21 protein-coding genes and 2 pseudogenes are annotated in these 23,553 nt (G+C 46.6%); 15 read left to right on the top strand and 8 right to left on the bottom strand.

Annotated elements, in window-relative coordinates:
- Positions 1–125 precede the first annotated feature (125 nt).
- A complete protein-coding gene (locus tag L4D06_RS02545; RefSeq protein ID WP_429737757.1) occupies positions 126–1,019 on the bottom strand; it encodes a DNA-3-methyladenine glycosylase family protein in 894 nt (297 codons plus the stop codon).
- A 360-nt stretch (positions 1,020–1,379) separates the two neighbouring features.
- On the opposite strand from L4D06_RS02545, the gene L4D06_RS02540 reads away from it, so the two are divergent.
- Entirely contained in the window at positions 1,380–1,739 is a 360-nt protein-coding gene (locus L4D06_RS02540; RefSeq protein ID WP_429737756.1) for a DUF805 domain-containing protein, read from the top strand.
- A gap of 149 nt (positions 1,740–1,888) precedes the next feature.
- Here L4D06_RS02540 and L4D06_RS02535 read toward each other — a convergent pair whose 3' ends face one another.
- Both L4D06_RS02535 and L4D06_RS02530 read right to left on the bottom strand, forming a co-directional pair.
- Positions 1,889–2,599 carry a response regulator gene (locus L4D06_RS02535; RefSeq protein WP_429737755.1) on the bottom strand — a complete coding sequence of 237 codons (711 nt, stop codon included), beginning with the start codon at positions 2,597–2,599 and terminating at the stop codon, positions 1,889–1,891.
- 48 nt (positions 2,600–2,647) lie between these two features.
- Positions 2,648–4,264 (bottom strand): ATP-binding protein, encoded by a 1,617-nt coding sequence (locus L4D06_RS02530; protein ID WP_274163974.1) that lies wholly within the window; start codon positions 4,262–4,264, stop codon positions 2,648–2,650.
- 258 nt (positions 4,265–4,522) lie between these two features.
- Here L4D06_RS02530 and L4D06_RS02525 point away from each other — a divergent pair, with 258 nt between their 5' ends.
- The 7 genes from L4D06_RS02525 to L4D06_RS02495 all read left to right on the top strand — a co-directional run bounded on the left by L4D06_RS02525 (position 4,523) and on the right by L4D06_RS02495 (position 10,851).
- Entirely contained in the window at positions 4,523–5,506 is a 984-nt protein-coding gene (locus tag L4D06_RS02525) for a tripartite tricarboxylate transporter substrate binding protein (protein ID WP_429737754.1), read from the top strand.
- 90 nt (positions 5,507–5,596) lie between these two features.
- Positions 5,597–6,070, top strand: a complete 474-nt coding sequence (locus tag L4D06_RS02520) for a tripartite tricarboxylate transporter TctB family protein (protein ID WP_429737753.1) — start codon at positions 5,597–5,599, stop codon at positions 6,068–6,070.
- Between the two features lie 4 nt (positions 6,071–6,074).
- Positions 6,075–7,625, top strand: coding sequence for a tripartite tricarboxylate transporter permease (locus L4D06_RS02515; protein WP_429737752.1), 1,551 nt, complete (start codon positions 6,075–6,077; stop codon positions 7,623–7,625).
- Between the two features lie 8 nt (positions 7,626–7,633).
- A complete protein-coding gene (locus tag L4D06_RS02510) occupies positions 7,634–8,836 on the top strand; it encodes a CaiB/BaiF CoA transferase family protein (RefSeq protein WP_429737751.1) in 1,203 nt (400 codons plus the stop codon).
- Positions 8,833–9,678, top strand: a complete 846-nt coding sequence (locus tag L4D06_RS02505; protein WP_429737750.1) for a citryl-CoA lyase — start codon at positions 8,833–8,835, stop codon at positions 9,676–9,678. The genes L4D06_RS02510 and L4D06_RS02505 overlap by 4 nt, the downstream gene beginning before the upstream one ends.
- Positions 9,679–9,950: 272 nt before the next feature.
- Positions 9,951–10,349 carry an ATP synthase subunit B family protein gene (locus tag L4D06_RS02500; RefSeq protein WP_274163980.1) on the top strand — a complete coding sequence of 133 codons (399 nt, stop codon included), beginning with the start codon at positions 9,951–9,953 and terminating at the stop codon, positions 10,347–10,349.
- Positions 10,350–10,371: 22 nt separating this feature from the next.
- Positions 10,372–10,851 carry a GNAT family N-acetyltransferase gene (locus L4D06_RS02495; RefSeq protein ID WP_429737749.1) on the top strand — a complete coding sequence of 160 codons (480 nt, stop codon included), beginning with the start codon at positions 10,372–10,374 and terminating at the stop codon, positions 10,849–10,851.
- A gap of 193 nt (positions 10,852–11,044) precedes the next feature.
- Here the strand turns inward: L4D06_RS02495 and L4D06_RS02490 are convergent, their stop codons facing one another.
- On the bottom strand, positions 11,045–12,751 hold the full coding sequence (locus tag L4D06_RS02490) for a mechanosensitive ion channel domain-containing protein (RefSeq protein WP_429737748.1): 1,707 nt from the start codon (positions 12,749–12,751) through the stop codon (positions 11,045–11,047).
- A 248-nt stretch (positions 12,752–12,999) separates the two neighbouring features.
- Here L4D06_RS02490 and L4D06_RS02485 point away from each other — a divergent pair, with 248 nt between their 5' ends.
- From L4D06_RS02485 to L4D06_RS02460, 6 genes are all read left to right on the top strand, one after another.
- Positions 13,000–13,533: a cytochrome b gene (locus L4D06_RS02485; RefSeq protein WP_429737747.1), complete on the top strand. Its 534-nt coding sequence runs from the start codon at positions 13,000–13,002 to the stop codon at positions 13,531–13,533.
- 179 nt (positions 13,534–13,712) lie between these two features.
- On the top strand, positions 13,713–14,546 hold the full coding sequence (locus L4D06_RS02480; protein WP_274163984.1) for a ParA family protein: 834 nt from the start codon (positions 13,713–13,715) through the stop codon (positions 14,544–14,546).
- Between the two features lie 90 nt (positions 14,547–14,636).
- The gene (locus L4D06_RS02475; protein WP_429737746.1) at positions 14,637–15,359 is read left to right on the top strand and encodes a winged helix-turn-helix domain-containing protein; all 723 of its coding nucleotides are present in this window, start codon (positions 14,637–14,639) and stop codon (positions 15,357–15,359) included.
- Between the two features lie 2 nt (positions 15,360–15,361).
- Positions 15,362–16,090, top strand: coding sequence for a DUF3307 domain-containing protein (locus tag L4D06_RS02470; RefSeq protein ID WP_429737745.1), 729 nt, complete (start codon positions 15,362–15,364; stop codon positions 16,088–16,090).
- A gap of 376 nt (positions 16,091–16,466) precedes the next feature.
- Positions 16,467–16,991, top strand: a complete 525-nt coding sequence (gene abiEi, locus L4D06_RS02465; RefSeq protein ID WP_429737744.1) for a type IV toxin-antitoxin system AbiEi family antitoxin — start codon at positions 16,467–16,469, stop codon at positions 16,989–16,991.
- A gap of 28 nt (positions 16,992–17,019) precedes the next feature.
- On the top strand, positions 17,020–17,907 hold the full coding sequence (locus L4D06_RS02460) for a nucleotidyl transferase AbiEii/AbiGii toxin family protein (protein WP_429737743.1): 888 nt from the start codon (positions 17,020–17,022) through the stop codon (positions 17,905–17,907).
- Between the two features lie 154 nt (positions 17,908–18,061).
- On the opposite strand, the pseudogene L4D06_RS02455 reads toward L4D06_RS02460, so the two are convergent.
- Positions 18,062–18,463: pseudogene (locus L4D06_RS02455) on the bottom strand (YicC/YloC family endoribonuclease); the annotation flags it as partial.
- Here L4D06_RS02455 and L4D06_RS02450 point away from each other — a divergent pair.
- A pseudogene (locus L4D06_RS02450) lies at positions 18,464–18,787 on the top strand (IS4 family transposase); the annotation flags it as partial.
- 51 nt (positions 18,788–18,838) lie between these two features.
- Here the strand turns inward: L4D06_RS02450 and L4D06_RS02445 are convergent.
- The 3 genes from L4D06_RS02445 to L4D06_RS02435 form a co-directional block, all read right to left on the bottom strand.
- On the bottom strand, positions 18,839–19,801 hold the full coding sequence (locus L4D06_RS02445; protein ID WP_429737742.1) for a TerC/Alx family metal homeostasis membrane protein: 963 nt from the start codon (positions 19,799–19,801) through the stop codon (positions 18,839–18,841).
- Between the two features lie 479 nt (positions 19,802–20,280).
- Complete coding sequence (locus L4D06_RS02440; protein ID WP_429737741.1) at positions 20,281–22,170, bottom strand: methyl-accepting chemotaxis protein; 1,890 nt, start codon at positions 22,168–22,170, stop codon at positions 20,281–20,283.
- 240 nt (positions 22,171–22,410) lie between these two features.
- Positions 22,411–23,397, bottom strand: a complete 987-nt coding sequence (locus L4D06_RS02435; RefSeq protein ID WP_274163991.1) for an Ldh family oxidoreductase — start codon at positions 23,395–23,397, stop codon at positions 22,411–22,413.
- Between the last annotated feature and the right edge of the window lie 156 nt (positions 23,398–23,553).

Below are 23,553 nucleotides of genomic sequence, written 5' to 3'. Positions count from 1 at the left end.
CGCATTGACGGCTTACCTTCCGCAACTGTGACCTATCTAACAGTTTGACTGCTGCTTTCACAACCAAATCGTTAGCGTTTTATACGATTCAAGCTCTTCATCAACAACGTTTTATGACCAAAGTGTCAGTATCCTTGCTCAGATTGCATGGCCCATAGGTGCGCGGCGACTAAAGCACGCCACGGTGAAAAGTCATTAAGCCAAGCCTGCGTTTCCTTTTCTGAAGGTTTTTCGTCACAGCCAAGCAACTGTTGCAGGTTTCTTCGTACCGCTACATCGCCATGTAATGAGCCATCCAAATAGCCAAAGCCTCGCAGCAAGGTATAACTGACAGTCCAAGGGCCAACGCCTTTAATGGAAAGAAGGTCTCGTGAGACGGCGAGGGGGTTAGCGCTTGGGGATAGATCGAGTTCATTCTCTACCAGCATTTGGGCAACACGCTGAATGGTCGTGGCTTTGCTATTGGAATACCCACAGCTGCGATAGGTATCAATGTCTGTCGCGGCGAGCGTATTTGGGTCTGGAGAACACCAAATGCCACTACTGTGTGGCTTACCCGTCGTTTCGATGAGTCGTCGACGAATGGAAACTGCCGCTTCCACGCTGATCAGTTGCCCTGTAATCGCCCAAGTAATCGCTTCAAAGGGCGTGACTGTTTGGGGAATCCTTAAGCCGCTATGATGTGCCAGCAAACGAGAAATCTCAGGGTGGGAATGGTACTGGCTTTCAAAGGTCTCGATATCTTGATTGAGCCCTAACATGTGTATGAGTAGCGGCATTAGTGATGCGTTATCAAGCGGAGGTGTCTCCGCATCGGCATCGAGTTCTAGTCGTGCGCAGTTATCATTTAGTTCCAGACTCAAACAACAAGTTACACCATTAATCAGCATGCCTTTACGAAGTAGGTTACCGTCCACTTTCTCTGCTAATTCCGTTTTGTCACGTTGGTGGAATGCGAGAAAATCTCTGTGTCTAAAGGTACTTGGTAGTGACGTTGTCACGGAGTAGGTGGCGGTCATGAGACTGGTTCCTAATGTATCGTGAAACCAGCTTAAACCGCACAGTAAGACAAGGCGAGATAATTCATCTTAACGCACTATAACTGAATATTTTGGCGTTCATTTCTACAAACTGCCTCACATAAACGCACTAAGGCCACTTAGCCACACGCATATCATCGCCTTTGCGAAGCCAGTTATTATTGGGTTTGTCAGTTGCATTGTGTCTCTAGCACAAATACGACTAATTCCCAATTCTTGGTCAGAAAGTCTTAGCGACGTGTTGGTATCATCCCCAAAATCACATGCTAAATCAGTTGTATGTGGTTTTGGGATTTATACATTTACTAAAAAGAGTTGTAAACGACACGGAGGTTGGTGATGGGCTATTTCATAATGGCATTAAAAAACTACGCGGTATTTACTGGTAGAGCGAGAAGAAAAGAGTACTGGATGTTCATGCTGTTCTACCTGATCTTTTCTATTGTTCTCGCTATTCTCGATGGAGTCTTGGGGATTGGCGTTCTCTCTCTAATTTTATCATTGGGTATGTTTATTCCAAGTATCAGTATTGCTGCGAGAAGGCTTCATGATACGGGTAGAAGTGGTTGGTGGCAGTTGATCGCTCTCATTCCTTTGGTTGGCGCCATTATTCTGATCGTTTTTCTTGTTCAAGACAGTCGTGAAGACAACGAATATGGAGTTAACCCTAAAGGCATTAAAGCAGGTGTGACGGTTTAACGAGCCGATCTAGCCTGGAAAGTGATAATCACTGTCGTTGCTGTTTGATATGGCATTGGCGGTGATTTTTTTATCACTTGGCAATGGCCAACAACGTTTTATCGCTACTGCTTCCCAGTTTAGTTCTTACCCATTTAGTTCATACCTATTTAGTTCACACCAATGTAACGCCTTTCGGGTCGTCCGACACTGCCATAGTTAACCTGCGCTTCTAGCTCTAACGTGCTAACCATATATTCGAGGTAGCGACGTGCAGTTGTGCGGCTTGCACCAATTAAGTTGCCAACTTCCTCAGCATTGAGCGAACCCTCTAAGTCAGCAAATACGGCGCGAATTTTATCGAGCGTAATAACGTCAATGCCTTTCGGGAGACGCGGGAGATTGTTGCTGGTGGAATTATCGACCGTTGGTACGGACGTCATTCGTTGCGGAAGAAGTGTGTCGACATCCGTTTGGGCAAGCGATTCCATCGCTCTAAGTTTCTCTAGGTGGGCAGCATATTGTCCAATGACTTCTTGCAAGCGCTCAAACACTAAGGGTTTGAGAATGTAGTAGAAAACGCCACTGCGAAGGGCTTCTCTTAGCGTATCAACTTCTTTGGCTGCGGTGATGAGAATGACATCTGTGGCGCAGTTGTTGGCCCGCAGTTTTCGCAGTAAATCTAGCCCTGTTCCTTTTGGGAAGTGATTATCTAACAACAGCAGTTCGGGTTTAAATACTTCAACGAGGTCTTCAGCATCCTCCAAAGAATGGGCGATACCGACGAGTTCTACACCGTCAATACGGTCTAGGAAGCGTTTTTGAATCTCAGCGATTTGAACGTCATCTTCAGCGATAACAACGCGGATACTTTGAGTCATAGGTACAGCATTATCCTTTTTTCCTAGTTTCTCGTACGTTACGTTATTTTAGTTGTTGATCGTCGCCCTAGCTTTGGGAATGTATACGGTGAAGCGACTTCCTTTGTGAACTGTGGGTTCGAGCAAAATAGTGCCCCCCAGCTTTTGCAGTAGTTTCTCGACAAGATGAAGTCCAAATCCATGTCCTTCGCCTTGTTTCGTCGTGACGCCTTTACGAAAAATGCTATCTTGCTCATGCTCTGGGATACCGGAGCCTTCATCTTCAATTTCGAAAATCAGATCATTTCCCAAGTCTGTCATTGATAGTCGTACATCGGTACGTTGATTTTTCAATGTGGCTTCTAAGGCATTGTCTATCAAGTTACCTATAATGCTCACGATCTCTTCTCGAGGGATGTGATCAGGAATCTCCTTCATGCTGCTTTCTGGGTCAATTTCTAGGTGCAACCCCAGCTCCTTGGCTCGGTTGTATTTGCCCAGCATACACCCTGCGAGGATAGGATCAGGGACAGCTTCCACAAGCAGTTGAATTAAGGCTTGGTGGCTTTGGGTTTCTTGACCAATCAACGCCAGGGCTTCGTCGTTCGCGCCTAGTTCGATTAAGCCTGCAATGGTGTGAAGTTTGTTCGAATACTCGTGGGATTGGCTGCGCAATGTATCAGCATATTGCTCGATTTGACTGAGTTTTTTACTGATTGCATCAAGCTCGTCTTTGCGCCTAAAGCTTGATACAACCCCAGTAATGCTACCATCTTGCAGCACAGGAAGACGATTGACGATAAGGTTTCTGTCTTGCAGCCATACGTCTTTGTCGATTTGTGGTGTGCCCGTTCGAAGTACATCCATTAAACGGCTGTCGGGAAGCACTTCTTCTATGGGGCGCCCTGTAAGTTTGGTATTGGCATCCAACCCTAAGGTATCTATGGCAGCACGGTTGAACGTGGTGATGTTGCCTTCGCCGTTCACTGCGATAATCCCTTCTCTAATAGACTCTAGCGTTGCGTTTCGTTCCTGAAAGAGGCGTCCAATTTGCTCTGGCTCCAGCCCAAAAATCGCCTTTTTGAAGTGTGAGGCAAACCAAAGCCCTGTGAGCACGCTCAAGCCGAAACTCAGTACGATCACCATGTACAGGGTGTTTCTGTACCTGTCGATAATGCCTTCCACAGTGTCGAGCATAAAGCCGACGGAAATAATACCAATGACGTTCTCGTGGCTCGCATCAAAGATTGGCGCTTTTCCGCGTACGGATGCGCCAAGGCTTCCTATCGCTTTTTGGATGTAAGGCTTTCCATAGAGAAGGGCGGGCTCGTTGTAATCACCATCATCGTCATACATGGGTTTTCCCAAGCGTTTCCATGAAGGGTGTGCAAGTCGAATCCCGTTTCTATCTCCTATCACCACGAAGCGCGCATCGTTGATGTCGGCGAGTTCGAGAGTCAGCGTTTGCAGGAATTCGCTGTCACGGTTATCTACAGCGTCAACGACTTCGGGTATAGCGGCGATGGTCTTTGCAACGTGTAGGGCGCGTTGGCCGATTTGCTCATCCAGAGAATGGCTGAGGTACCCCAATGCAAACAAGCCAATTAATCCAGTTTGTAGCAGGGCCATCAGGCCCAAGATGAGCATCATGCGGGTTTTGAGCTTGAGAGAGCGAAGTGAAAACATAGATTTGAATGCGCCTTGATAACAGCCTTATAACTTAATGGTAGCGGCATTATCTATCTTGTTGAAATGATGATTCTTTGTGGTCTGTCACGCAAGTGAACAATATGAACATAATGCTTTTTATAGTTTAAAAAAACATTAAATCCACAAGGTTTCCAAGTGGCCGATCAGTTAATAGGTTGAATGGGTAGGACAACAGTCAATTAAGACAAGAATAATTAACGCGTCCAAAGGACGGAACGACACAAGGAAATATGTATGTTTTCAAAATTGTTCGCTAAAAAGCGCGCTATCGTTGCTGCGGTTGCGCTGACATCTGCAATGACGGCGGGTGTAGCTTCGGCTGCGGTAGAAGAAGTTCACTTCCTCATTCCAGGCGGTGCTGGTGGTGGCTGGGATGGTACTGCTCGTGGTACGGGTGAAGCCCTGTCTAAATCTGGCTTAGTAGAAACGGTATCTTACGAAAACATGTCTGGTGGTGGCGGTGGTAAAGCGATTGCACACTTGATTGAAGTTGCGGAGCAATCAGACAACACGTTAATGGTTAATTCAACGCCTATTGTGATTCGCTCTCTTTCTAAAGTTTTCCCACAATCTTTCCGCGATTTGACGCCTATTGCCGCGACGATTGGCGATTACGCCGCTTTTGTTGTGCCTAAAGATTCTAAGTACAACAGCTTCAAAGAAATCGTGGCTGACTATAACGAAAACCCTCGCTCAGTGGCAGTTGCTGGCGGTTCTTCACGTGGTGGCATGGACCACCTCGTTGCTGCGATGGCATTTAAAGCCGCAGGCGGTGATCCAAAACGTGTGAAATACGTGGCGTACGATGCGGGCGGTAAAGCCATGGCAGGGATGCTTTCGGGCGAAACCCAAGTGCTTTCTACAGGCTTTAGTGAAGCATTGGCGCTGAAAAATGCAGGTGAAGTACGTATTCTTGCTATCACCAGCGATGAGCGTTCTGCTGCGGCACCTGATGTACCGACCTTGAAAGAACAAGGTTATGACGCGAGCTTTGTTAACTGGCGTGGTTTCTTCGGTGCGCCTGGTTTGTCTGATGCCCAAGCGGATGAATACGCACAAACGCTCGAGAAAATGTACACAACTGATGAATGGGTGGAAGTTCGCGACCGCAATGGTTGGACTGAAATCTTCAAACCACGTGCAGAGTTCGTCACCTTCCTTGAAGGACAAGAACAAGAAGTGGGTAGTTTGATGAAGGAACTTGGCTTCCTACGTTAATCATGAAAAACACGCCGAGTTGCTAATAAGCACTCGGCGTTCTTATTTCTGACGGGCTTGCTCGTTTGTTGTTGTATCAAGGAGTGTCAGATGGTTGTCACTAAAGACCATATCGGTGGTCTCGTCTTTCTCTGTCTTTCAGTGGCCTATGGTTTTTACGCGCGTGAAATCCCTATGTTTCCCGGCGATGAGTATGAACCGTTTAACGCGCAAACTTTGCCCATCTTCCTATCTTGGTTGGGCGGAATTCTAGGTTTTCTTATGTTGGTAACGGCGCGTCGCGACGTTGCAAGCAAACTCTCTGTGGCCGGGCTTGATTTTCTGCTGGTGGCGAAGCTTCTCATCCTGATCATGATTTTTGCTTTCGCCCTTGAGTGGGTGGGCTTTATGTTATCGACGATTCTGTTTTTGGTGGGCGGATATTGGATCCTCGGTGAACGCCGTCCAAAAATGCTGTTCATTGCATCCGTGCCTTTTGCTGTCGGCATCTGGTTTATTCTTGCGAAGTTGTTGGATATCTATCTCGCACCAGGTCGCTTCTTTACACAAGTTTTAGGAGGGTAAGACGATGTGGGAAGGAATCTCAACGGGCTTAGGCACTGCCTTAATGCCGTTCAACCTCATGATGGTCGTCGTTGGCTGTTTCGCTGGCACCTTCATTGGCATGCTGCCGGGTCTTGGCCCTATTTCTGCGGTTGCGTTAATGATCCCGATTACCTACGGCCTTGATCCTGCGTCTGGCATCATCTTGATGGCGGGTGTGTATTACGGTGCGGTATTTGGGGGCTCAACGTCTTCTATTCTGATCAACGCGCCAGGTTGTGCAAGCACGGTTGTTACTGCGTTTGATGGCTACCCAATGGCGCAACAACGCCAAGCAGGTAAAGCGTTAGCGTTGGCGGCGTACTCGTCGTTCACTGGCGGCACGATTGGTGCAATTATCTTGCTTTTCGCGGCGCCTGCTTTGGCCTCGGTTTCTCTCAGTTTTCAATCTTCTGACTACTTTGCACTGATGATCCTCGGTCTTACCGCCGTTTCTGCCTTTGCGGGCAAAGGCCAAGTGTTGAAAGCCATGGCGATGACTGTATTTGGATTGATGATTGCCACGATTGGTACGGATGCGATAACAGGCGCACCGCGATTTACTTTTAACAATATCGATTTGGTGGATGGCATCAGTTTCTTATTGCTCGCGATGGCGACGTTTGCATTGGCAGAAGTTGTCACCACAGTGATGAAAGGGCAGCACAAAGAAAAAGAAGCGGACATGGACATGGCGGCGCTCGGCAGTATGAAACTGTCAAAAGAAGAAGTGAAAGAAGTCGCTCCGACCGTGGCGCGTTCTTCTATCTTCGGCTTTATCGTCGGTGTTTTGCCGGGGGCTGGTGCGACGATTGCGTCTTTCCTTGCTTATGGGCTTGAACGTAACCTCGCGCCAAAGCGTCTGAAAGAGAAATTTGGTAAAGGTGCACTGCGCGGATTGGCAGCGCCAGAGTCTGCGAATAATGCGGCGTCTACAGGCTCATTTGTACCCTTGCTGACATTGGGTATTCCTGGGTCGGGGACAACGGCTATCATGCTGGGTGCGTTGATTGCCTATGGTATTCAGCCGGGGCCACGTTTGTTTATTGATAATCCTGATGTGTTCTGGTCGGTGATTATTTCCATGTACTTCGGTAACTTGGTGTTATTGATCCTGAACCTCCCACTGATTCCGTACATTTCGCGCTTGTTGGCCATTCCGCGCCCCATCTTGATTCCGTTGATTTTGTTCTTCTCCATCACCGGTGTGTACTTGGTGAGTTTCAACACTTTCGATATCAATATGATGGTGTTAATTACCGTGGTGGCGATATTCCTTAAACTGCTCGATTTCCCGATGGCACCGATGTTACTCGGCTTCATTTTGGGCGGGATTATGGAAAACAACCTGAGTCGCGCATTGATTATCTCTGATGGCAGTTTGAGCTTCCTGTGGGATCGTCCGTTAACGCTGACCATCATGTGTATTTCGATATTTGTGTTGTTCTTGCCACTGATTCGACGTGTGCTCGACAAAATGGGGGTCGGCATCAAACTGCAGCCTAATAAAGCACAAGTCGATCGTAATGACGGCTAGGAGGACGCATGCACGATGCATTGTCATCCTTTAGGGTGTTGGATTTAACCAACGTACTGGCAGGCCCATTCGCCTGCCATCAGTTGGCGCACTTGGGTGCAGAAGTGATAAAAGTGGAGGTTCCCCATAGTGGGGACCTTGCGCGTCAATTGGGTGCTGATGCGGATTTAAACCGCGAGAAAATGGGCATTTCCTTTCTTGCTCAAAACTCGGGTAAACGCTCCATTACCGTCAACCTCAAACACCCTGACGGCAAAGCCGTGCTCAAAAAGCTGGTTGAATCTGCTGATGTGTTAGTGGAGAACTTCCGGCCGGGTGTCATGGCGCGCTTGGGGCTCGACTACGACGTGTTGAAAGCGGTAAATCCCAAGCTGATTTACTGCGCCATTTCTGGTTACGGTGCTGATGGCCCCATGAACAATCTGCCTGCCTATGATCAAATTATTCAGGGCATGTCGGGCGTGATGTCGATAACTGGTGCGCCTGATAATGCGCCGTACCGTGTTGGTTATCCCATTGCAGACACCATTGGTGGCCTGACTGCCGCATTTGCGATTTCTTCTGCGCTCGCGGGACGAGCTCACACGGGCAAGGGCTGCTTCATTGATGTGTCCATGTTGGAATCAACACTCGCCACCATGGGGTGGGCGGTATCGAATTTCCTTGTCGCAGGTCGTGAACCGCAACCCATGGGCAATGACAATGTGACTGCCAGTCCTTCTGGTGCGTTTAACACCGGTGATGGCCTGATCAATATCGCCGCCAACAAGCAGGAGCAGTTTGACGCCATTTGTGATTTGTTAGGGCGGGCTGAACTGAAAACTGACCCTCGCTTTAGCGAGCGACAAGCCAGACTGAAACATCGCGCTGTGCTGACAGAGATTCTTGAAGATGCGTTTTCAACGGATTCTGCCGAAGTCTGGGAACAAAAGCTCAATGCCATTGGCGTGCCAGCAGGGCGTGTGCTGTCGGTGCCTCAGGCACTGAGTTTAGACCAAGTAAAACAACGCGACTTTGAAGGCACATTCGATGATGTCGAAGGCGTAGGGCGAGATGTTCATATCGTCAGAACCGGTTTTCTTGTGGATGGACAACGCCCTAAAGTGGCATCGCCGCCACCCCAATTGGGTGAACACAGCGCTGATATTCTCTCTGAGCTGGGGTTTAGCGATGACGACATTAAAACGTTTAGAGCAGAGGGCGCAGTATGAGTATTCGACGGCCGACTAACGGCCCAGAAAAAGCGGTTGCCGATTGGTGGCGCACAGACATTATCGATATGACGCCGGGGGAGATTGGCTATTACGGGTATCCGATAGAAGATCTCATTGGCAACGTCAGCTTTACCCAAATGATTTGGTTGATGACGCAAGGTTCTCTGCCTTCGCCAGAAAAAGCGAAATTGCTCGATGCCGCGTTAATGTCTGCCGTTGATCATGGCCCACAAGCGCCAAGTATTGCGATTGCGCGTATGGCAGCAACCTGTGGCGTTGGTTTGAACAATGCGATGGCGTCTGCGGTGAATGTGTTGGGCGATGTACATGGCGGCGCGGGTGAGCAAGCAATAGCTTTCTATCACATGATTGATGACATTGTTCAAAACGAAGGTGTGGATATTGTTACTGCCACTAAGCAAGGGCTTGAGAAACAGCGCGAACTGTTCGGAAAATTTATACCGGGCTTTGGACACCGCTTCCATCCTGTTGATCCACGAGCACCGCGTTTAATGGCGGTGGTAGAAGGCGCGAAAACGGATGGTGTGGTAGAAGGGCGTTATTTGGCGATAGCTCAACAAGTCGAATTACAACTTGAACAGGAGAAAGGGAAGAAAATCCCGATGAACATTGATGGGGCAACGGCTGTGATTTACGCAGAACTTGGTGTTGCTCCTGAGCTTGCCAGAGGGTTGTTTTGTTTATCTCGTTCAGTAGGAATACTGGCGCACGCTTGGGAGCAGACACAACAAGGTGGCAGAAACAAAGGCCCAATCCCTCGAGACTTACTGTGGACGTATGACGGTCCTGCGAAGCGTTCGATGCCTGATAGCGATTAACTTCTGCGCGAGCTTGTTTGTTTAGTTCACCGACATCAACGCCATCCATCGATGGCGTTTTTGTGTTTGGAGGTGCAACGAAAGCTTGGTTTATCGTCTATCTTGAATAATTATGAACACTGTTTTATTGTTGCTTGAACTGTGACCATGTGTAGTATTACATTTGTCATTGCATTAAAGGACACTTTTAGGTGTCGTTGCGGTCTGTATTAGCATGCCGTATTTCGAACACACAGTAAGATAGAGGCTTGGTGTCACCAAAGGATAGGAGCATGAATATGAAAATTACATCGATTTTATTTACCTTGCTATTGTGTTTGCCCATAGCGGCGAATGCGGAAGAAAGTAGCTGGGATAAAGCAAAAGAGTCAGCGGCAGAAGCGTGGGATTCAGCGAAAGACGCAGGCGGAAGTGCGTGGGATGCAACGAAAGAGAAGAGCGGTGAACTGATTGATAAAGCAGAAGAAGGTAGTTCTGATTTATGGGACAGTGCCAAAGAAAAAAGTAGTGACCTTTGGAATAAGAGCAAAGAAAAGGGCAGTGAAATCATAGAGGAAGCAGAAAAGAAAGCTGATGAAGTGCTGACCAAGCCAGAAGAAACTGAACCGACTCCTGCACCAGTCGTACCGTTGAAACCAGAGGATTCCCCCGACTTCACTCAATCTGCTTGATTCGCGAAAGGAAGTGATCGTCATGGATATCCGGTTAAGAAAAGCGCTAAACAGTGATATTTCGTTTCTTATGTCGCTGCGAAAGCTAACCATGCAGCAGTATCTTGAAGCGGTGGGTATGCCAACCTCTGATGAAGCTCATTTAACGCGCATTAACTATAAGTTTGACTGCGCGGAAATCATCACGGTGAGTGACATCCCAGTTGGCTTATTCAAAGCGGAATTTATCGAAGACCAAAATCAGTGGTACCTCGTTCAGTTGCAAGTGCACCCTGACTACCAGAACCGAGGCATCGGTTATACCGTGCTTGAACGATTGTTGAGCTGTGCTAGTGAATCTGCATCTCGCATAAGGTTAAGCGTGCTAAAAACCAATCCGGCTCGAGATTTGTATATACGATTGGGCTTTGAGGTTGTTGAGCAAAGTGATTGTGAATACATCATGGAAAACAACAGTCTGCTGAAAAACATTGCAGAGTCAAAAGTGAAAAATACCGCTTAGTTCTTGCTTAAGAAGAGTGCAAAATACATCCAGAACTTAGACGTGGTGAATTACTGCACGACACTTTTTGAGTGATACAAACGACAAAGAATACTGAGCCAAAGGCCAAAGTCAAAAATCAAAAGTTAGAGAAAAGGGAGCGAATATGCTCCCTTTTTTGATCGTTTCATTCGCCTTACGGACTTAAAGCGTATTAACCGTCTTTGGGTAGCGAAGGGAGTGCGTGATCATTTTGCATATGTAGATGCACATCTTGTTGTGGGAATGGAATAGAAATTCCTTCCTTGTCGAAGCGGATTTTCACCTCCCGCGTTACGTCCCAGTACACATCCCAATAGTCGTCTGTTTTTACCCAAGGGCGAACAATAAAATCCACAGAAGAGTTATTGAGCACATGAACTTTGATCATGGGTTCTGGAGCTCGAAGAACAGCAGGGTGGTTTGTCACAATGTCATTGAGTACGTCTTCAACGTGGGGGATGCTATCGCTATAGCTGACGCCAAATACCATATCGACACGTCGAACGCGTTCATGGGTGACGTTCTTAATAACATCTCCCCAAATCTTGCTGTTAGGCACGATGATGATTTGATTATCAAAGGTTTTAATCGTCGTGTTTACCAAACTCATGTGGCTAACCTTGCCTTCGACACCCCCTGCGGCAACATAATCACCGACATCGAATGGGCGATAGATCAGCAGCATCATGCCCGCCGCGAAATTCGATAACGTATCTTGCAGCGCAAAACCGATAATGACACCAGCAATACCGAAACCGGTGAGAATTGGGGTGAGGTTCAAACCCACTTGTGACAAGGCGATCAGGATACCTATAAACCACACGCCCTTGCCAGACATGGAAATGAAGAACTCTTGCATGAGTAACGAAAAGTTGAGGTTCTTTGAGGCAACGGCACGCTTAACCACTTTTCGAGCAATATTGGCGATGAAGCGCGCAATAAAAAGAATGATTAAAAAGACAAGGAGTTGAAAAATGTGCTGCGGCGCATTCTCGAGTAACCATCCCCAAAATTTGCTAGACCAGGTCTTTACGATGGAGAGCAGTACATCGCCACTAAGCAGATCCTGCGTTACGCTGCCTGTCACTTCAAAATATAATCGTTTGTACTCAGCAGTCGGGATCCCTTCAGCGTCTGACAGGTCAATCATCACCTTAAGGCTGTCGGTTGTGATGCTCATTCGACGTTGAGTGACTAGTTTACTGAGTTGAAGGTTGGCTTTTTCTGCTTCAGGGGCAACTTTTAGCTGCGCATCTTCAGCATTCAATTGTTGCCTTAGGTACTCGATATTTGCAGCGAGTTGTTCAGAACGTTGGGAAACTTCTTGCTTTAAGTTGTCTTCTTCGTGGGGGGCGAGTGCGTTGAGCTCTTTCAGCCATGCTACGTTTTGTGATAGCTCTTCATACATACTATCTAGATATTTACGTGATTCTTCATACTCTGCTAGTAAACCGAAGACCTCTTCATTCTTGGCGTCATTTAATTTCTGGGAAAGGCTTGATGAACGTTTGATCAGATATTGAATAGCTTCGTTGGCATAAACTTGTTGCTGTTTTACCTGTTTAATAAGAAAGGGCTTCGCTACGTCGTCACGGTTTATGCTTGAGGCAATGAGGGCACGCAGTTGCTCATTTTTCTGAAACATTTGAAGCTGCATTGCGAGCTTGTCTTCGCCATCTACTTGGTTCTGCATAGAAACCAACTTCGTGAGTTCCTGATGAATCGCCAGTATGCGGTCTTCAATTTTTTCAGAAGCCGCCTTTTGATCTTCTGAGGTGGCTTGCATTGACTCAGTGTTTGCAAAAACGGGATAGGAAAACGCAATAATAACGGCGAAAAAGGCCACAGAAATTAATGACCAGTGCATGCGTAAACTCATCGATAAAGCTCCATCAGACCAAATTAACAATAGGGAAGTATGGCATTTTGTACGACGTTAGGTGTTCAAACTGGCTCTCACATTTGAATAAATAGGGCAATTGTTCAGAAGGGTGTTGTCTAGGTTTTTGAGGTGGTCTACGTATTTTCATATTTTACTTAAATTTACGTTGGTGCGATTGATTAGTGACCAGTGCGAGCGCAAAATATGACCGTTTATTAGCTTTCACTTTATAAGGAGATTTACCGATGAGTAATTCGTCATCATTATCCAAGCAGACGATCTTCTTTCATTGGTTAGTTGCAATCAGTTTTATCGCCGTTCTAGCATTTGGCTTGTACGTGGAAGATTTACCGAAAGGCCCAGAAAAGGGAGAACTTATTGGTTTGCATAAATCCTTTGGCGTATTGGTTCTCGTGTTAGCAGCATCCCGTTTGTTATGGCGCTTTAAGGAAGGTGCAATATCTTCTATTCCTGGCTCGCCGAGATGGCAGGAAAAAATCGCGGCTGGGGTTCATCATTTACTTCTACTCGCCACGTTATTGATGCCCATTTCAGGGATAGCCATGTCGATTGGTGGTGGGCGTGATGTGGGGGTTTTTGGTTTCACTCTCATTACTGCTGGCGAGAAGAATGAACTGCTGGGGCAGATCGGCCATACGACCCATGAAGTCCTTGCCAACATTGTGATTGTCACGTTGGCGTTACATTTACTGGGTGCCTTAAAACACCATATTATCGACAAAGACGCTACGCTTAAGCGAATGTTAGGGAAATCCTGACGTCCCTTAGCATCTCCGTTTTGAAAGCCATCTTAATCGGGTGGCTTTTTTGTTATGGCCGAACCTGAATCCTGCTAATCGAGAGCTATCTTCATTTTTCGGCTTTAACAAACTGATATCTTTAGAAGATATGCACAGTTCGTGGTCGTGCTTCTTTATTATTTACAAAGGAAGAGATCATGAGACGGATCATATTCAATCAAAAAGGCGGTGTTGGTAAATCCAGTATATCGGTCAACCTCGCAGCGCTCAGTGCTGCCAGTGGCAAGAAAACTCTGCTGATAGATTTAGATATTCAAGGTAACAGTAGCCATTACCTAGGGATTGATATTAATGCCAAGAACGACAAAACGGTGGCTGACTTGTTTGACCAAACCGTGTCATGGTTTTCTGTTTCGACGCCGATTAAGCAATTTCCTCAGCCCACCGCTTATGAAAATCTCGATATCATTCCTTCTAGCCCGCGTCTTGCGGCTCTTGAGCCTGAGTTAGAGCGTCGCTATAAAATATACAAACTGCGTGAAGCACTCGACGAACTAGAGAGTGAATATGAGCGGATATATATTGATACGCCGCCAAATTTAAATTTCTACAGCAAAGCGGGTCTAATCGCGGCGCATAATCTGCTCATACCTTTTGATTGTGATACATTTTCTCATCAGGCGTTGTTGACCTTAATGGATAACCTCGCGGAGCTTCGCGACGATCACAATCGTAATTTGGCGCTCGAAGGGGTGGTCGTAAATATGTTTAACGCGCAGGCGAAATTCCCCGCTCAGATTATCGAACGCGTACGAGAACTCGGTTTACCTCTGCTGGAACCATTTATTCCTCAATCTGTGAAGATGAAAGAGTCGCACTATCATCAAAAGCCGCTCGTTCATTTTGCGCCTCAACATAAGCTTGCTCAGCACTTTGCTGAACTCTATGCGCGATTAGAAAGTGCAGAACAGCAAGTGCCTTCACCTGGAATGTCCGCAAACAATGAAGGTGCAAAGGCTGCGCAGTCATAAAAGTGAATTGGATAAAATGTAACCTTTGACAAAGTTACAATAAAGCGTAACATTTAGATATGTTACCAATTAATGTAACTCAAGGTATGCATGAAAACTCAATACATACACTATGCGGGAGTGATGACTGGCGACCTCGTGGGCTCGACAGAGATGAGCGAGTCCACACGCCAAGGCTGTTTAGCCACATTGGAAAGCTGTTTCTCTCAGTTTCGTCAGCATGAAACCGGTCATCAAGCGAACAATAACTCCCTGATACCTGATGGCGCTGGTTCCGATGCCAGTGACCGCGACACGATGGGGGAGATCTATCGTGGCGATGCATTTCAGCTCTACACTCGCTCCCCCGAACACCTTTTGAACATGGCACTGACGATTCGCATTGCCCTGAAGAGCCTTGGCGAAGATGCCCGTTTATCATTGGCTGTTGCACCAACCAGCGAGCGTCAACTCCCTGTGAGAATGGCCAATAACTCTGATGCTTTCTTGCTATCAGGCCGCCATCTAGATGCCATGAAAAACCAGAGATTGGCGTTTTCCTCTAATGACGAAGACTTTGCTCGCGACGCTCACATGGTTCTTTCTCTACTTGATGACCATATCACACCGCTGACAACCAAAATGGCATTCGCGTTATCGGTTTGGATGCGTCAGCCTAATGCGCAACATGCAGAGCTTGCAAAGGCGTTGGGTATAACTCGAAGCGCATTCACAAGAATCATTAATCGAGCCAATTACGGCCGCATTGACGATACGTGTAAATGGTATGCTGACCGGCTTAAACGTTATCGGAACACTGGCAGGGAGGCTTAAATATGGTACTAACAATACTATTGGTATTGGCCGTGGTTCATGTGTGTGTAGAGTTTTACTTTTTTCCCGTTGTCACACGTCGCGCACGGCATGTTTTTTTGTCCGTTATCATTGAAAGCGTTCTGTCTTTGATTGCCCTCTATTTGCTCGCCATTCCTTTGATTTGGTCATTAGTCGGGGCGCTGTGTATCGGGTTATCAAATGTGGCTATCGCTGTGTGGTTTCGTTCGTCACCGGACGGGTTACGCTACTTGTTCGTCAAACAACTGCTGCACTTACTTGTGCTACTTGTGGTGGTTTTATTCGTGGTGGGTAGTGAAGAGAGAGTTGCTGCAAAACTGGCATTTGAACAAACAGATTGGTGGACACTGTTTTGTTGGGCCTTTGCGTACCTATTAGCAATGAAACCGACATCAACCGCCATTGCTATGCTCTTGCAAAACTGGACCGATGAAGTCGTGAATTCTGCGCCAAGTGAGAGCAATAAACCGCTAAAAGACGCTGGTGCATACATTGGATATTTTGAGCGAATGCTTATCGTGACATTTGTTCTGTGGGGGCAACTACCCGGCGTCGCCTTGGTGTTAGCCGCCAAATCCGTTTTTCGCTTTGGCGATTTAAAAGATCATGGCAGTCGCATGTTCACCGAGTACGTGATGTTAGGTACGTTTTCCAGCGCTTTGTTTGGTATCGGCTGCGGTTTGTTGGGCGGTTATCTCAGTAAGTTTTAGCGCCGCTCCGTGGATAAAGTCTACGCGCTAAAAAAGGCACCCATGGGCTGTCTCTCATACACAAATCCCTGAGCAACGCTCAGGGATTTTTTTTGAACTCATTCCACACACTGTGATCAGATCGTCTAGGGCTAAATATTCGAGGCGATTATTATGAAGATGACAAATCCAGAACAGTGGGCGCAATGTCAATTTGGGCACGCAAACCTCAGCGACTCAATACATACACAAAGACTTGTGATCAAGAGACAGTGCATTCCCGCCTTTCGGTCTACAGGTTGTTACCCATAAAGTAATGTTGTGTAGACCTGCACCTTGCACAAGGCTAATAGCAGGTCTACACTAAGTGACTTATTTGGTAACTTAGCGTAGACCTATGGCGAAATCAGATGAGCTACTAAACGTATTCGCGAAAGCGGTTCGCGCTGGCGGAGGCGTTCACAGTGCAACTGAGCTGGCTTTTATGTTGGGTGTGCCCTGTGACCCTGCTTTCAGAAAACTCCTAGCAGATTGCGTAAAGAAGGGCTTGCTAAGACGGGTGGTGAAAGGTTTTTATGAAAGTATGATTAGCCCCCCTGAGCCTGAGACTGCCATTTATAAAATCATCAAAAAGTTACGTAGTGGCGTAGTGAATTACATCAGCTTAGAAAGCCAGCTAAGTCATACCGGCGATATTTCGCAAATTGTGATGGGCAGGGTCACGGTGGTAACTAAAGGTCGAAGTGGGTGTTTTGATACGCCTTATGGTGTGATCGAGCTTACCCATACTAAAAGGCCCGTCGCTCAAATCGCCCCTAATTTGTATTACGACCCCGATATCAAAATGTATCGCGCATTCAAAGAGCAAGCGGTTGCCGATCTAAAGCACTGCCGTCGCAATCTACATATGCTGGAGAGCTAAGTATGAGGGAGTGTGTAGGAGATAAAGTATGCTGAAGCAACAAATTCGCCAAATCGTACAGTCAAACCCTGACTATGCAGCAGTCACGCCCGTGATAGAAAAAGAGATCTTGCATCATGACATTATGGACGTGCTGATCAAGCAAGGCGTTATGCAGCGATTAACCTTTATTGGCGGCACCTCATTACGTATGTGTTACAACAGCAGTAGGTTGTCAGAAGATCTTGATTTCAACGGTGGTCATGACTTCAAACCATCTGAATTTGAGGGGTTGGAGTCCGAGATACAGACTTATATTCAAAATAAGTATGAAACTGAAGTTTGGGTAAACAAGCCCTCTGGCGAGCAGCAAGGGGATACCGTTTCGTGGAAGATTAGTATCGTGAAAGAGCCTAATCGTCCTGATTTACCAAGACAAAAAATGCATATTGACGTCTGTGCAATACCCTCATTCGATATCGAAAAGCGTCCGTTAATCAATCACTATGACATTGTCGTGCCGACTGAAGGCATCTTGGTTCCGGTTCAGTCACTACAAGAAATACTGGCCGATAAGCTTATTGCGTTAGCGTATCGAGCAAGGCGTATTAAACCTCGTGATATCTGGGATATTGTTTGGATTAAGCAGCGCGGAATTGATTTATCAAAGATATTGGTTGAAAAGAAACTCAACGCTCGACACAAGCAAATAGATGACTTTCGACAGGCGCTCTCTACTGCGTTAACCAATCTAATGTCGGAAGAGGAGGTACACAATGACTTCAATATGGAAATGAGCCGTTTTATCCCTAAACAAATTAAAGAAAGGACGTTAGATAACCCAGAGTATTGGGCGTACGTTCAGGGTGAGGTAAAAGCCATCGCATCTGAGCTACTTCATGATGGCAAGCCAAAAAATCCATTTGACATGAGCTAGTTCTGAGTATTCGAATTTCATAAACTAGGCCTAGTTAACTAAATGGACAAAATGATTTCAGAGGTCTACAAATTGTTACCCATAAAGTGACTTTGTGTAGACCTCTAATCGCTGCATTTTCCCGTTCAGTAAAATACACAGATGAATATTTAACTTGCTCAACGCGGTTCGCATCTAGCTCAATCTTGGTTTCTTGTAGTTTGGTGATAAGACGTTCACGTTGCCAATTTAGAATTTCAGGCATCTTAGCGCGTACTTTTACGACTTCTGCTGCAATTCCATCAAGGCGCTGTTCGATCAGTGCTTTCATGTTTGCGCCTTCACTTGCACGTGCGGCAATGAAATCATCGACAGCTTCATCAAAGCCGCTCATGAGGGCTTTATTGATCACGTYCATATCTTGTTCTGGTGTTTCCATCAYGCCCGGCCATTGCAGGACTTGGAAAGGACCGATATTGCCTTCACCTGAGGTCTCTTWGACCCACTTGGCGGCGTGAATAACCTGTTTTKCCAACTCTTCGTTGATTTTCAACTCTGTGTTTGCAGAAGCATTGGCTTACTGGCTTTTATCGCTACACGCTTACTCCAGCTTCGCTTTATGAAGGAATACAAAGCAGAGTTGGAAACACAATGCTGTGAAACGCTATTGGGTCAGAAAGCTTGGAAATTACTTTGGCTGAAAATGGAGGGAGGTCCGCTACCTCAACAGACACCGGATATGCAGTGGGCATACGATCGTCTAGCCAGATTAGGCGGTTCGAAAGATACCAAGCGGACAGGCCGAGCTTCCGTAGAGGTATTATGGGAAGGATGGTCTAGGTTACAAACCATCCTTGAAGGCTACGAATTGGCAATGTCTCTCAATCACGAAGACTTGTGATCAAGAGACAGCCCATGGGTGCCTTTTTGATATGTGAAGACCTAGCTAGGGTTAACTAGCTACTCTCTCAAGTTGACGCTGTTTCCAAATAGAAGCACCAATACCAACGGTCAACGAGGCCAAAATAACGCCCAGTGAAACCGGTGTAGCGATAGCAAATGGTGTTTCAATCAGTAGCATTTTCGTACCGATAAAGCACAGCATGAACGCAAGCGTATGGTGAAGATACGCAAACTTACTCAGCATGCCACCGAGAACGAAGTACAAAGAACGTAAACCTAGTAATGCAAATACGTTCGCAGCCAAGACCAAGTAGGGTTCTTGAGTAACGGCAAAGATTGCAGGGATAGAATCCAGTGCAAACATCACGTCCGTCATCGCAATCACCATCACTACCACCAGCATTGGTGTAGCAAGAATGCCTAGCGAATCGCGGGTGAATAGCTTGTTTCCATCGTAATCAGGACTAACGCGCAAAAAGCGTTTCACCAATCTAACCGCAAAGCTGTCTGAGAAGGACTCGTTTTCTTCGCCATGTTGACGCCACATTTGTACGCCAGTCCAAATCAAGAAGAAACCAAACAGGTACAACACGAAGTGGAACTGCGCAATCAATGGCGCACCCAGAGAAATCATAATGCCACGCAATACCAATGCGCCGACAATACCGAGCATTAATATACGAGGAACGTGATTTTCAGGCACTTTGAACTGTGCAAAGATCAACGCGAACACAAACAAGTTATCGACGCTCAGCGATTTTTCAAGCAAGTAACCCGTGATAAACGAGGTGGCTGCTTCGCCGTTTGTCAGTTCACTGACGGGTGCCATATGTGGCCAATATAGATAAATAGCACCAGCAAATGCGAACGCGAGGGAGAACCAGAACACACTCCACATAGCGGCGCTGCGAAAACTGATCTTTCCACGAGTGATAAGCAGGTCGATGCCAAGCATCAAAACGGTAAGAACTAACAGGCCTTCGTAACCTGAGAAAAGTTCACTTAGGAACATGACACCTCCGGTGCGCGGAGGAATAGGGGGCAAAAGGAGCACCTAACCAACCACGCAGCTATAAGCAGATAAGCGAATAAATGGCGTTGGTCTCGTCAAAACACAGTGAAACTGTATTCTCGCGTGCCGGTAGCATTAGCTACGGGATGACGACAGCGCGACGGAATGACTACTCCCCAAAACGCCGCAATAGTAGAGCTTTTCTGACAAATTGGAAACAAGAAAATGCTTTGTAAAGAAGGTTTTAATCGGGCGTAATTAAAACTCTTTTTTATTCAAAGGATTGATAGCATAGAGGCTGAAGCGAGTGTGAACATGACTTTTGACGTTTTGCATCGTCAACTGGTTTTTCTCAAGCAGAAAAGCATGCAGAACATGGGTGGATACAAACTATGAACACTGCAAATGGCAAGGCATGTTGCTCTAATCCTCCGTATGAGAGAAGTAGAGCAACGAGGTGATAATATTGCGGGTGACGGCTAGATGTTGAATTTAGAGATAGCAGAAGTTAATTGTTGATTTGATGCTGACAACTTTTGAACATTGGCGAGTGTGGCTTCTCCACTTTCACCCAATCGGTCTACCATTTGGCTGATTGAATGAATGCTCTCGCTGATCTCATTTGAAGCTTGGCTCTGGGTTTGTGTGATTTCAGTAATATGGCTATTCAAGTTGTTTATTTCTTCTACGGATGTGCTCATGATATCTAAGTTGCTATCAACAAGATTGGTCTGCTCAACTGATTTTTGACAACTGTTTTTCGTATTTTCAATTGCTCGAACCGCGTTCACAGTACCTTCGTTGAGTTTTTGTAGCATATCATTGATTTCTGATGTGCTTTGTTGAGTACGGCTGGCAAGCGCTCGAACCTCATCTGCAACAACGGCGAACCCGCGGCCTTGTTCTCCCGCCCTTGCTGCCTCTATGGCGGCATTCAGGGCGAGTAGATTAGTTTGTTCAGCAATGTCACCGATTACCGTGAGTACGGATGCTATCTTATCTGCATTGTCACTCATGGTCTGAATATCGTTCTCCATCAGGGTTATTTCGCTAAGCAGGGCGTTTACGCTTTGTACCGATTGGCTGACTTGTTGTTTTGATTCAGCGGTTTGCTCATGGGTTTTCTGCGTGCAACTTAACGCTTCTGACGCGCTGCTTGCAACCGTATCTACCGTTGAGTTCATGCTCTCAACGCGAGAAACCACAAGCAAGGTTTCTTGTTTGTGATGGGTTAGCACGTCGTGATTCTCAACGGTTTTTGCTTTAACGTCTTTAACTTCAGAAGATATATTCGCGGTCGCGTTTGAAATTCCACCTACGATGTCTTGGAGATTTTGTGCAACCTCATTGATGCCTCGTGCAATAACACTGATTTCATCATTGGTATTCACGTCCACTCGCGCGGTGAGATCCCCTTTAGCCAGTTTCTTCATCACACGCATAACCTGGGACAGAGGTTTGAGCAGTTTGCTGACCAGAAACAAGGTGATCAGCATCACAAGGATGACCTGAACGAGAGAGAAAATGAGCGAATCCGTTCGGCTAGAGACGACCGTTTGATAGGCGTATTCTTGGTTCATGGCAACCGCTAAATACCACGGCGTACCTTCAATTGATGTGATATTGAATAGATAAGGGCGATTGGCAAGGGTCAGTTCGCTGACTATCGGGTTGGCTGCAAGTGTCGGAAGAGTGTCTGATGTCAATTGAGGAGACATTTCGCTGGCATTGGTCAACAGCAGCGATGTATCGACGCTTGCTAGCAGCGTTGCGTGGTTATCGAGCAACATGGCTTGCGTATTCTCACCGCTAATGCTGTTGATATAGTTGATGAGCTGTTTGATTTTAATATCGCCCGCAACCACGGCTTGCTCGCCAGATGTTCGCGTGTATTGCTGAGCTATAGTGACAACCAATTCTCCAGTCACTGAGTCTTTATAAGGCGCTGTAATGACAGGGTCTGTTGCGCTGATGGCTTCGATATACCAAGGTCTCTCCCTTGGGTCATAGCCTTCACTCGATGGCTTGCCGTTGTAACGAATCATATCGCCAGTACCCGTTCCGATATATACAGACTGAAATCCACCAGAGAGGCGCGCTTGATTGAGATAAGCGGGTAGTGTGGAGCCTGGCTCTAAAGCCAAGTCGGATTGCTTTGCGCTTTGAATGATCTCAATGCGGGGTTGTATCCAGTTCTGAATGCCTTTTGCACTAGCTGTTCCAACGGAGTCGATGAATCTGCTAACCGAATCTTCTGTATAGCTAACCAATTGTTGATCTTGCCGTTGATATTGAACAACAGCAACAATAATGATGATGCTGGCAATCGCTAGGGAAATCTTGTGTTTAATCGAACGGGGCATCAGCATTGTTAAGCCTCTCAATTGTCTATGTGTCTCTAAATTGAATCACATTAGTTAGCATAGAACAGACATCCCTTTTGTACTTCCCGGTACCGTCTATAAATTTGTGAAAAGGCAAGGAAGTAGAAGAACGATATATGAGGTAGAGCTACAGTGGCCACTTTCGAATACCGAATATGATAGTCGGCGATGTTGTAATAAAAAACCTCCATTAGGAGGCTTGATTTTGGATACGGGAAATTCTGATTACTGCGGACCAGAAGATAATCGCAGTGCTAGTTCCCACAAAGACTCTGGCACATCAACTTCGGTCAGCTCGTTAATATATTGCCCCGGTAGGCGGGTTCCTTCGTCTTGGGAAACTAAATCTGCAACTTGCTGGCAGCGTTCGTAGAAGTATTCAGAGTTTGCAGGGTCAATCACCAGAAAGTACTGACCGAGATCGTGTGGGTCGCCATTGGTGGCTTTTAGCGGTTTAACAAACTGAGAGGCAATACCGCCTGTGAGACCTGCTGTTAGCAGTTCTGCCATTAAACCAAATCCCCAACCTTTATATCCGCCCGCTGAAACCAAAGAACCCGCCAAGGCTTTATGTGGGTCCGTGGTGGGGTTGCCATCTTCATCTAGCGCCCAGCCTTCGGGAATGCTTTCTCCCGCTTCTTTCGCCATGGTGATTTTGCCGAGAGCGACAACCGTCGTGGATTGGTCAAACTGCATTGCAATGCCGCCATCGCCGTCTGGTACAGAGAAAGCGACTGGGTTGGTGCCGATGGTGCGAATTTTCCCACCCGGTGGTGCAACGATGGGCGAAGAGTTGGTAAAACCAATGGCGATAAAACCACGGCGAGCAATTTGCTCTGTAAAGTAGCCGAGTGATGTACAGGTGTGGCTGTGGCCAATGGCCAGTGCAGCAATACCGTTATCTTTAGCAGCATTCATGACAGTCGGAAATGCGCGAACAAACGCGGATTGCGCAAAACCAAATTTGGCATCCACCTGAACCACGCCAGACTTTGGCGTTGTAATCACAGGCTCTGCATCTTTAGAGACACGACCCGATACCAGTTGTTCACAATAACTCTGTAGATAGTAAAGCCCACAGATTCGATTCTGTCTGGATTCGTTTTTTGCAACAGCAAGCGCGACAGATTCTGCGATCCAGGGTAAAGCGCCATGCTTCTCTAGCGCAGTTTTACAAACATCATGGATCTCCGAAATGGTAATCGTTGGCATACATACTCCTTTAGAATGTGTCACTCAAATCGGGTGATTTGCTCTCAATGGTTCGTCCAAATAAAACTGCTTGAAGACGATACCTAAGCGGGAAACACCTGATTTTGTGTTTAATAGGTCAACTCATACGGTCCTTAAATGAGTCCCTTTTCGCAG

Origin of the sequence: Enterovibrio makurazakiensis, assembly GCF_050336585.1 — a bacterium.
In the GTDB taxonomy this organism is placed as follows: domain Bacteria; phylum Pseudomonadota; class Gammaproteobacteria; order Enterobacterales; family Vibrionaceae; genus Enterovibrio; species Enterovibrio gelatinilyticus.
This window is presented reverse-complemented; position numbering and strand designations above follow the sequence as displayed.

Bases quoted from the DNA above. Each gene is read 5' to 3' on its own strand.
- L4D06_RS02545 (WP_429737757.1), bottom strand. From the start codon at position 1,019: ATGACCGCCACCTACTCCGTGACAACGTCACTACCAAGTACCTTTAGA.
- L4D06_RS02540 (WP_429737756.1), top strand. From the start codon at position 1,380: ATGGGCTATTTCATAATGGCATTAAAAAACTACGCGGTATTTACTGGT.
- L4D06_RS02535 (WP_429737755.1), bottom strand. From the start codon at position 2,599: ATGACTCAAAGTATCCGCGTTGTTATCGCTGAAGATGACGTTCAAATC.
- L4D06_RS02530 (WP_274163974.1), bottom strand. From the start codon at position 4,264: ATGTTTTCACTTCGCTCTCTCAAGCTCAAAACCCGCATGATGCTCATC.
- L4D06_RS02525 (WP_429737754.1), top strand. From the start codon at position 4,523: ATGTTTTCAAAATTGTTCGCTAAAAAGCGCGCTATCGTTGCTGCGGTT.
- L4D06_RS02520 (WP_429737753.1), top strand. From the start codon at position 5,597: ATGGTTGTCACTAAAGACCATATCGGTGGTCTCGTCTTTCTCTGTCTT.
- L4D06_RS02515 (WP_429737752.1), top strand. From the start codon at position 6,075: ATGTGGGAAGGAATCTCAACGGGCTTAGGCACTGCCTTAATGCCGTTC.
- L4D06_RS02510 (WP_429737751.1), top strand. From the start codon at position 7,634: ATGCACGATGCATTGTCATCCTTTAGGGTGTTGGATTTAACCAACGTA.
- L4D06_RS02505 (WP_429737750.1), top strand. From the start codon at position 8,833: ATGAGTATTCGACGGCCGACTAACGGCCCAGAAAAAGCGGTTGCCGAT.
- L4D06_RS02500 (WP_274163980.1), top strand. From the start codon at position 9,951: ATGAATATGAAAATTACATCGATTTTATTTACCTTGCTATTGTGTTTG.
- L4D06_RS02495 (WP_429737749.1), top strand. From the start codon at position 10,372: ATGGATATCCGGTTAAGAAAAGCGCTAAACAGTGATATTTCGTTTCTT.
- L4D06_RS02490 (WP_429737748.1), bottom strand. From the start codon at position 12,751: ATGAGTTTACGCATGCACTGGTCATTAATTTCTGTGGCCTTTTTCGCC.
- L4D06_RS02485 (WP_429737747.1), top strand. From the start codon at position 13,000: ATGAGTAATTCGTCATCATTATCCAAGCAGACGATCTTCTTTCATTGG.
- L4D06_RS02480 (WP_274163984.1), top strand. From the start codon at position 13,713: ATGAGACGGATCATATTCAATCAAAAAGGCGGTGTTGGTAAATCCAGT.
- L4D06_RS02475 (WP_429737746.1), top strand. From the start codon at position 14,637: ATGAAAACTCAATACATACACTATGCGGGAGTGATGACTGGCGACCTC.
- L4D06_RS02470 (WP_429737745.1), top strand. From the start codon at position 15,362: ATGGTACTAACAATACTATTGGTATTGGCCGTGGTTCATGTGTGTGTA.
- abiEi (WP_429737744.1), top strand. From the start codon at position 16,467: ATGGCGAAATCAGATGAGCTACTAAACGTATTCGCGAAAGCGGTTCGC.
- L4D06_RS02460 (WP_429737743.1), top strand. From the start codon at position 17,020: ATGCTGAAGCAACAAATTCGCCAAATCGTACAGTCAAACCCTGACTAT.
- L4D06_RS02445 (WP_429737742.1), bottom strand. From the start codon at position 19,801: ATGTTCCTAAGTGAACTTTTCTCAGGTTACGAAGGCCTGTTAGTTCTT.
- L4D06_RS02440 (WP_429737741.1), bottom strand. From the start codon at position 22,170: ATGCTGATGCCCCGTTCGATTAAACACAAGATTTCCCTAGCGATTGCC.
- L4D06_RS02435 (WP_274163991.1), bottom strand. From the start codon at position 23,397: ATGCCAACGATTACCATTTCGGAGATCCATGATGTTTGTAAAACTGCG.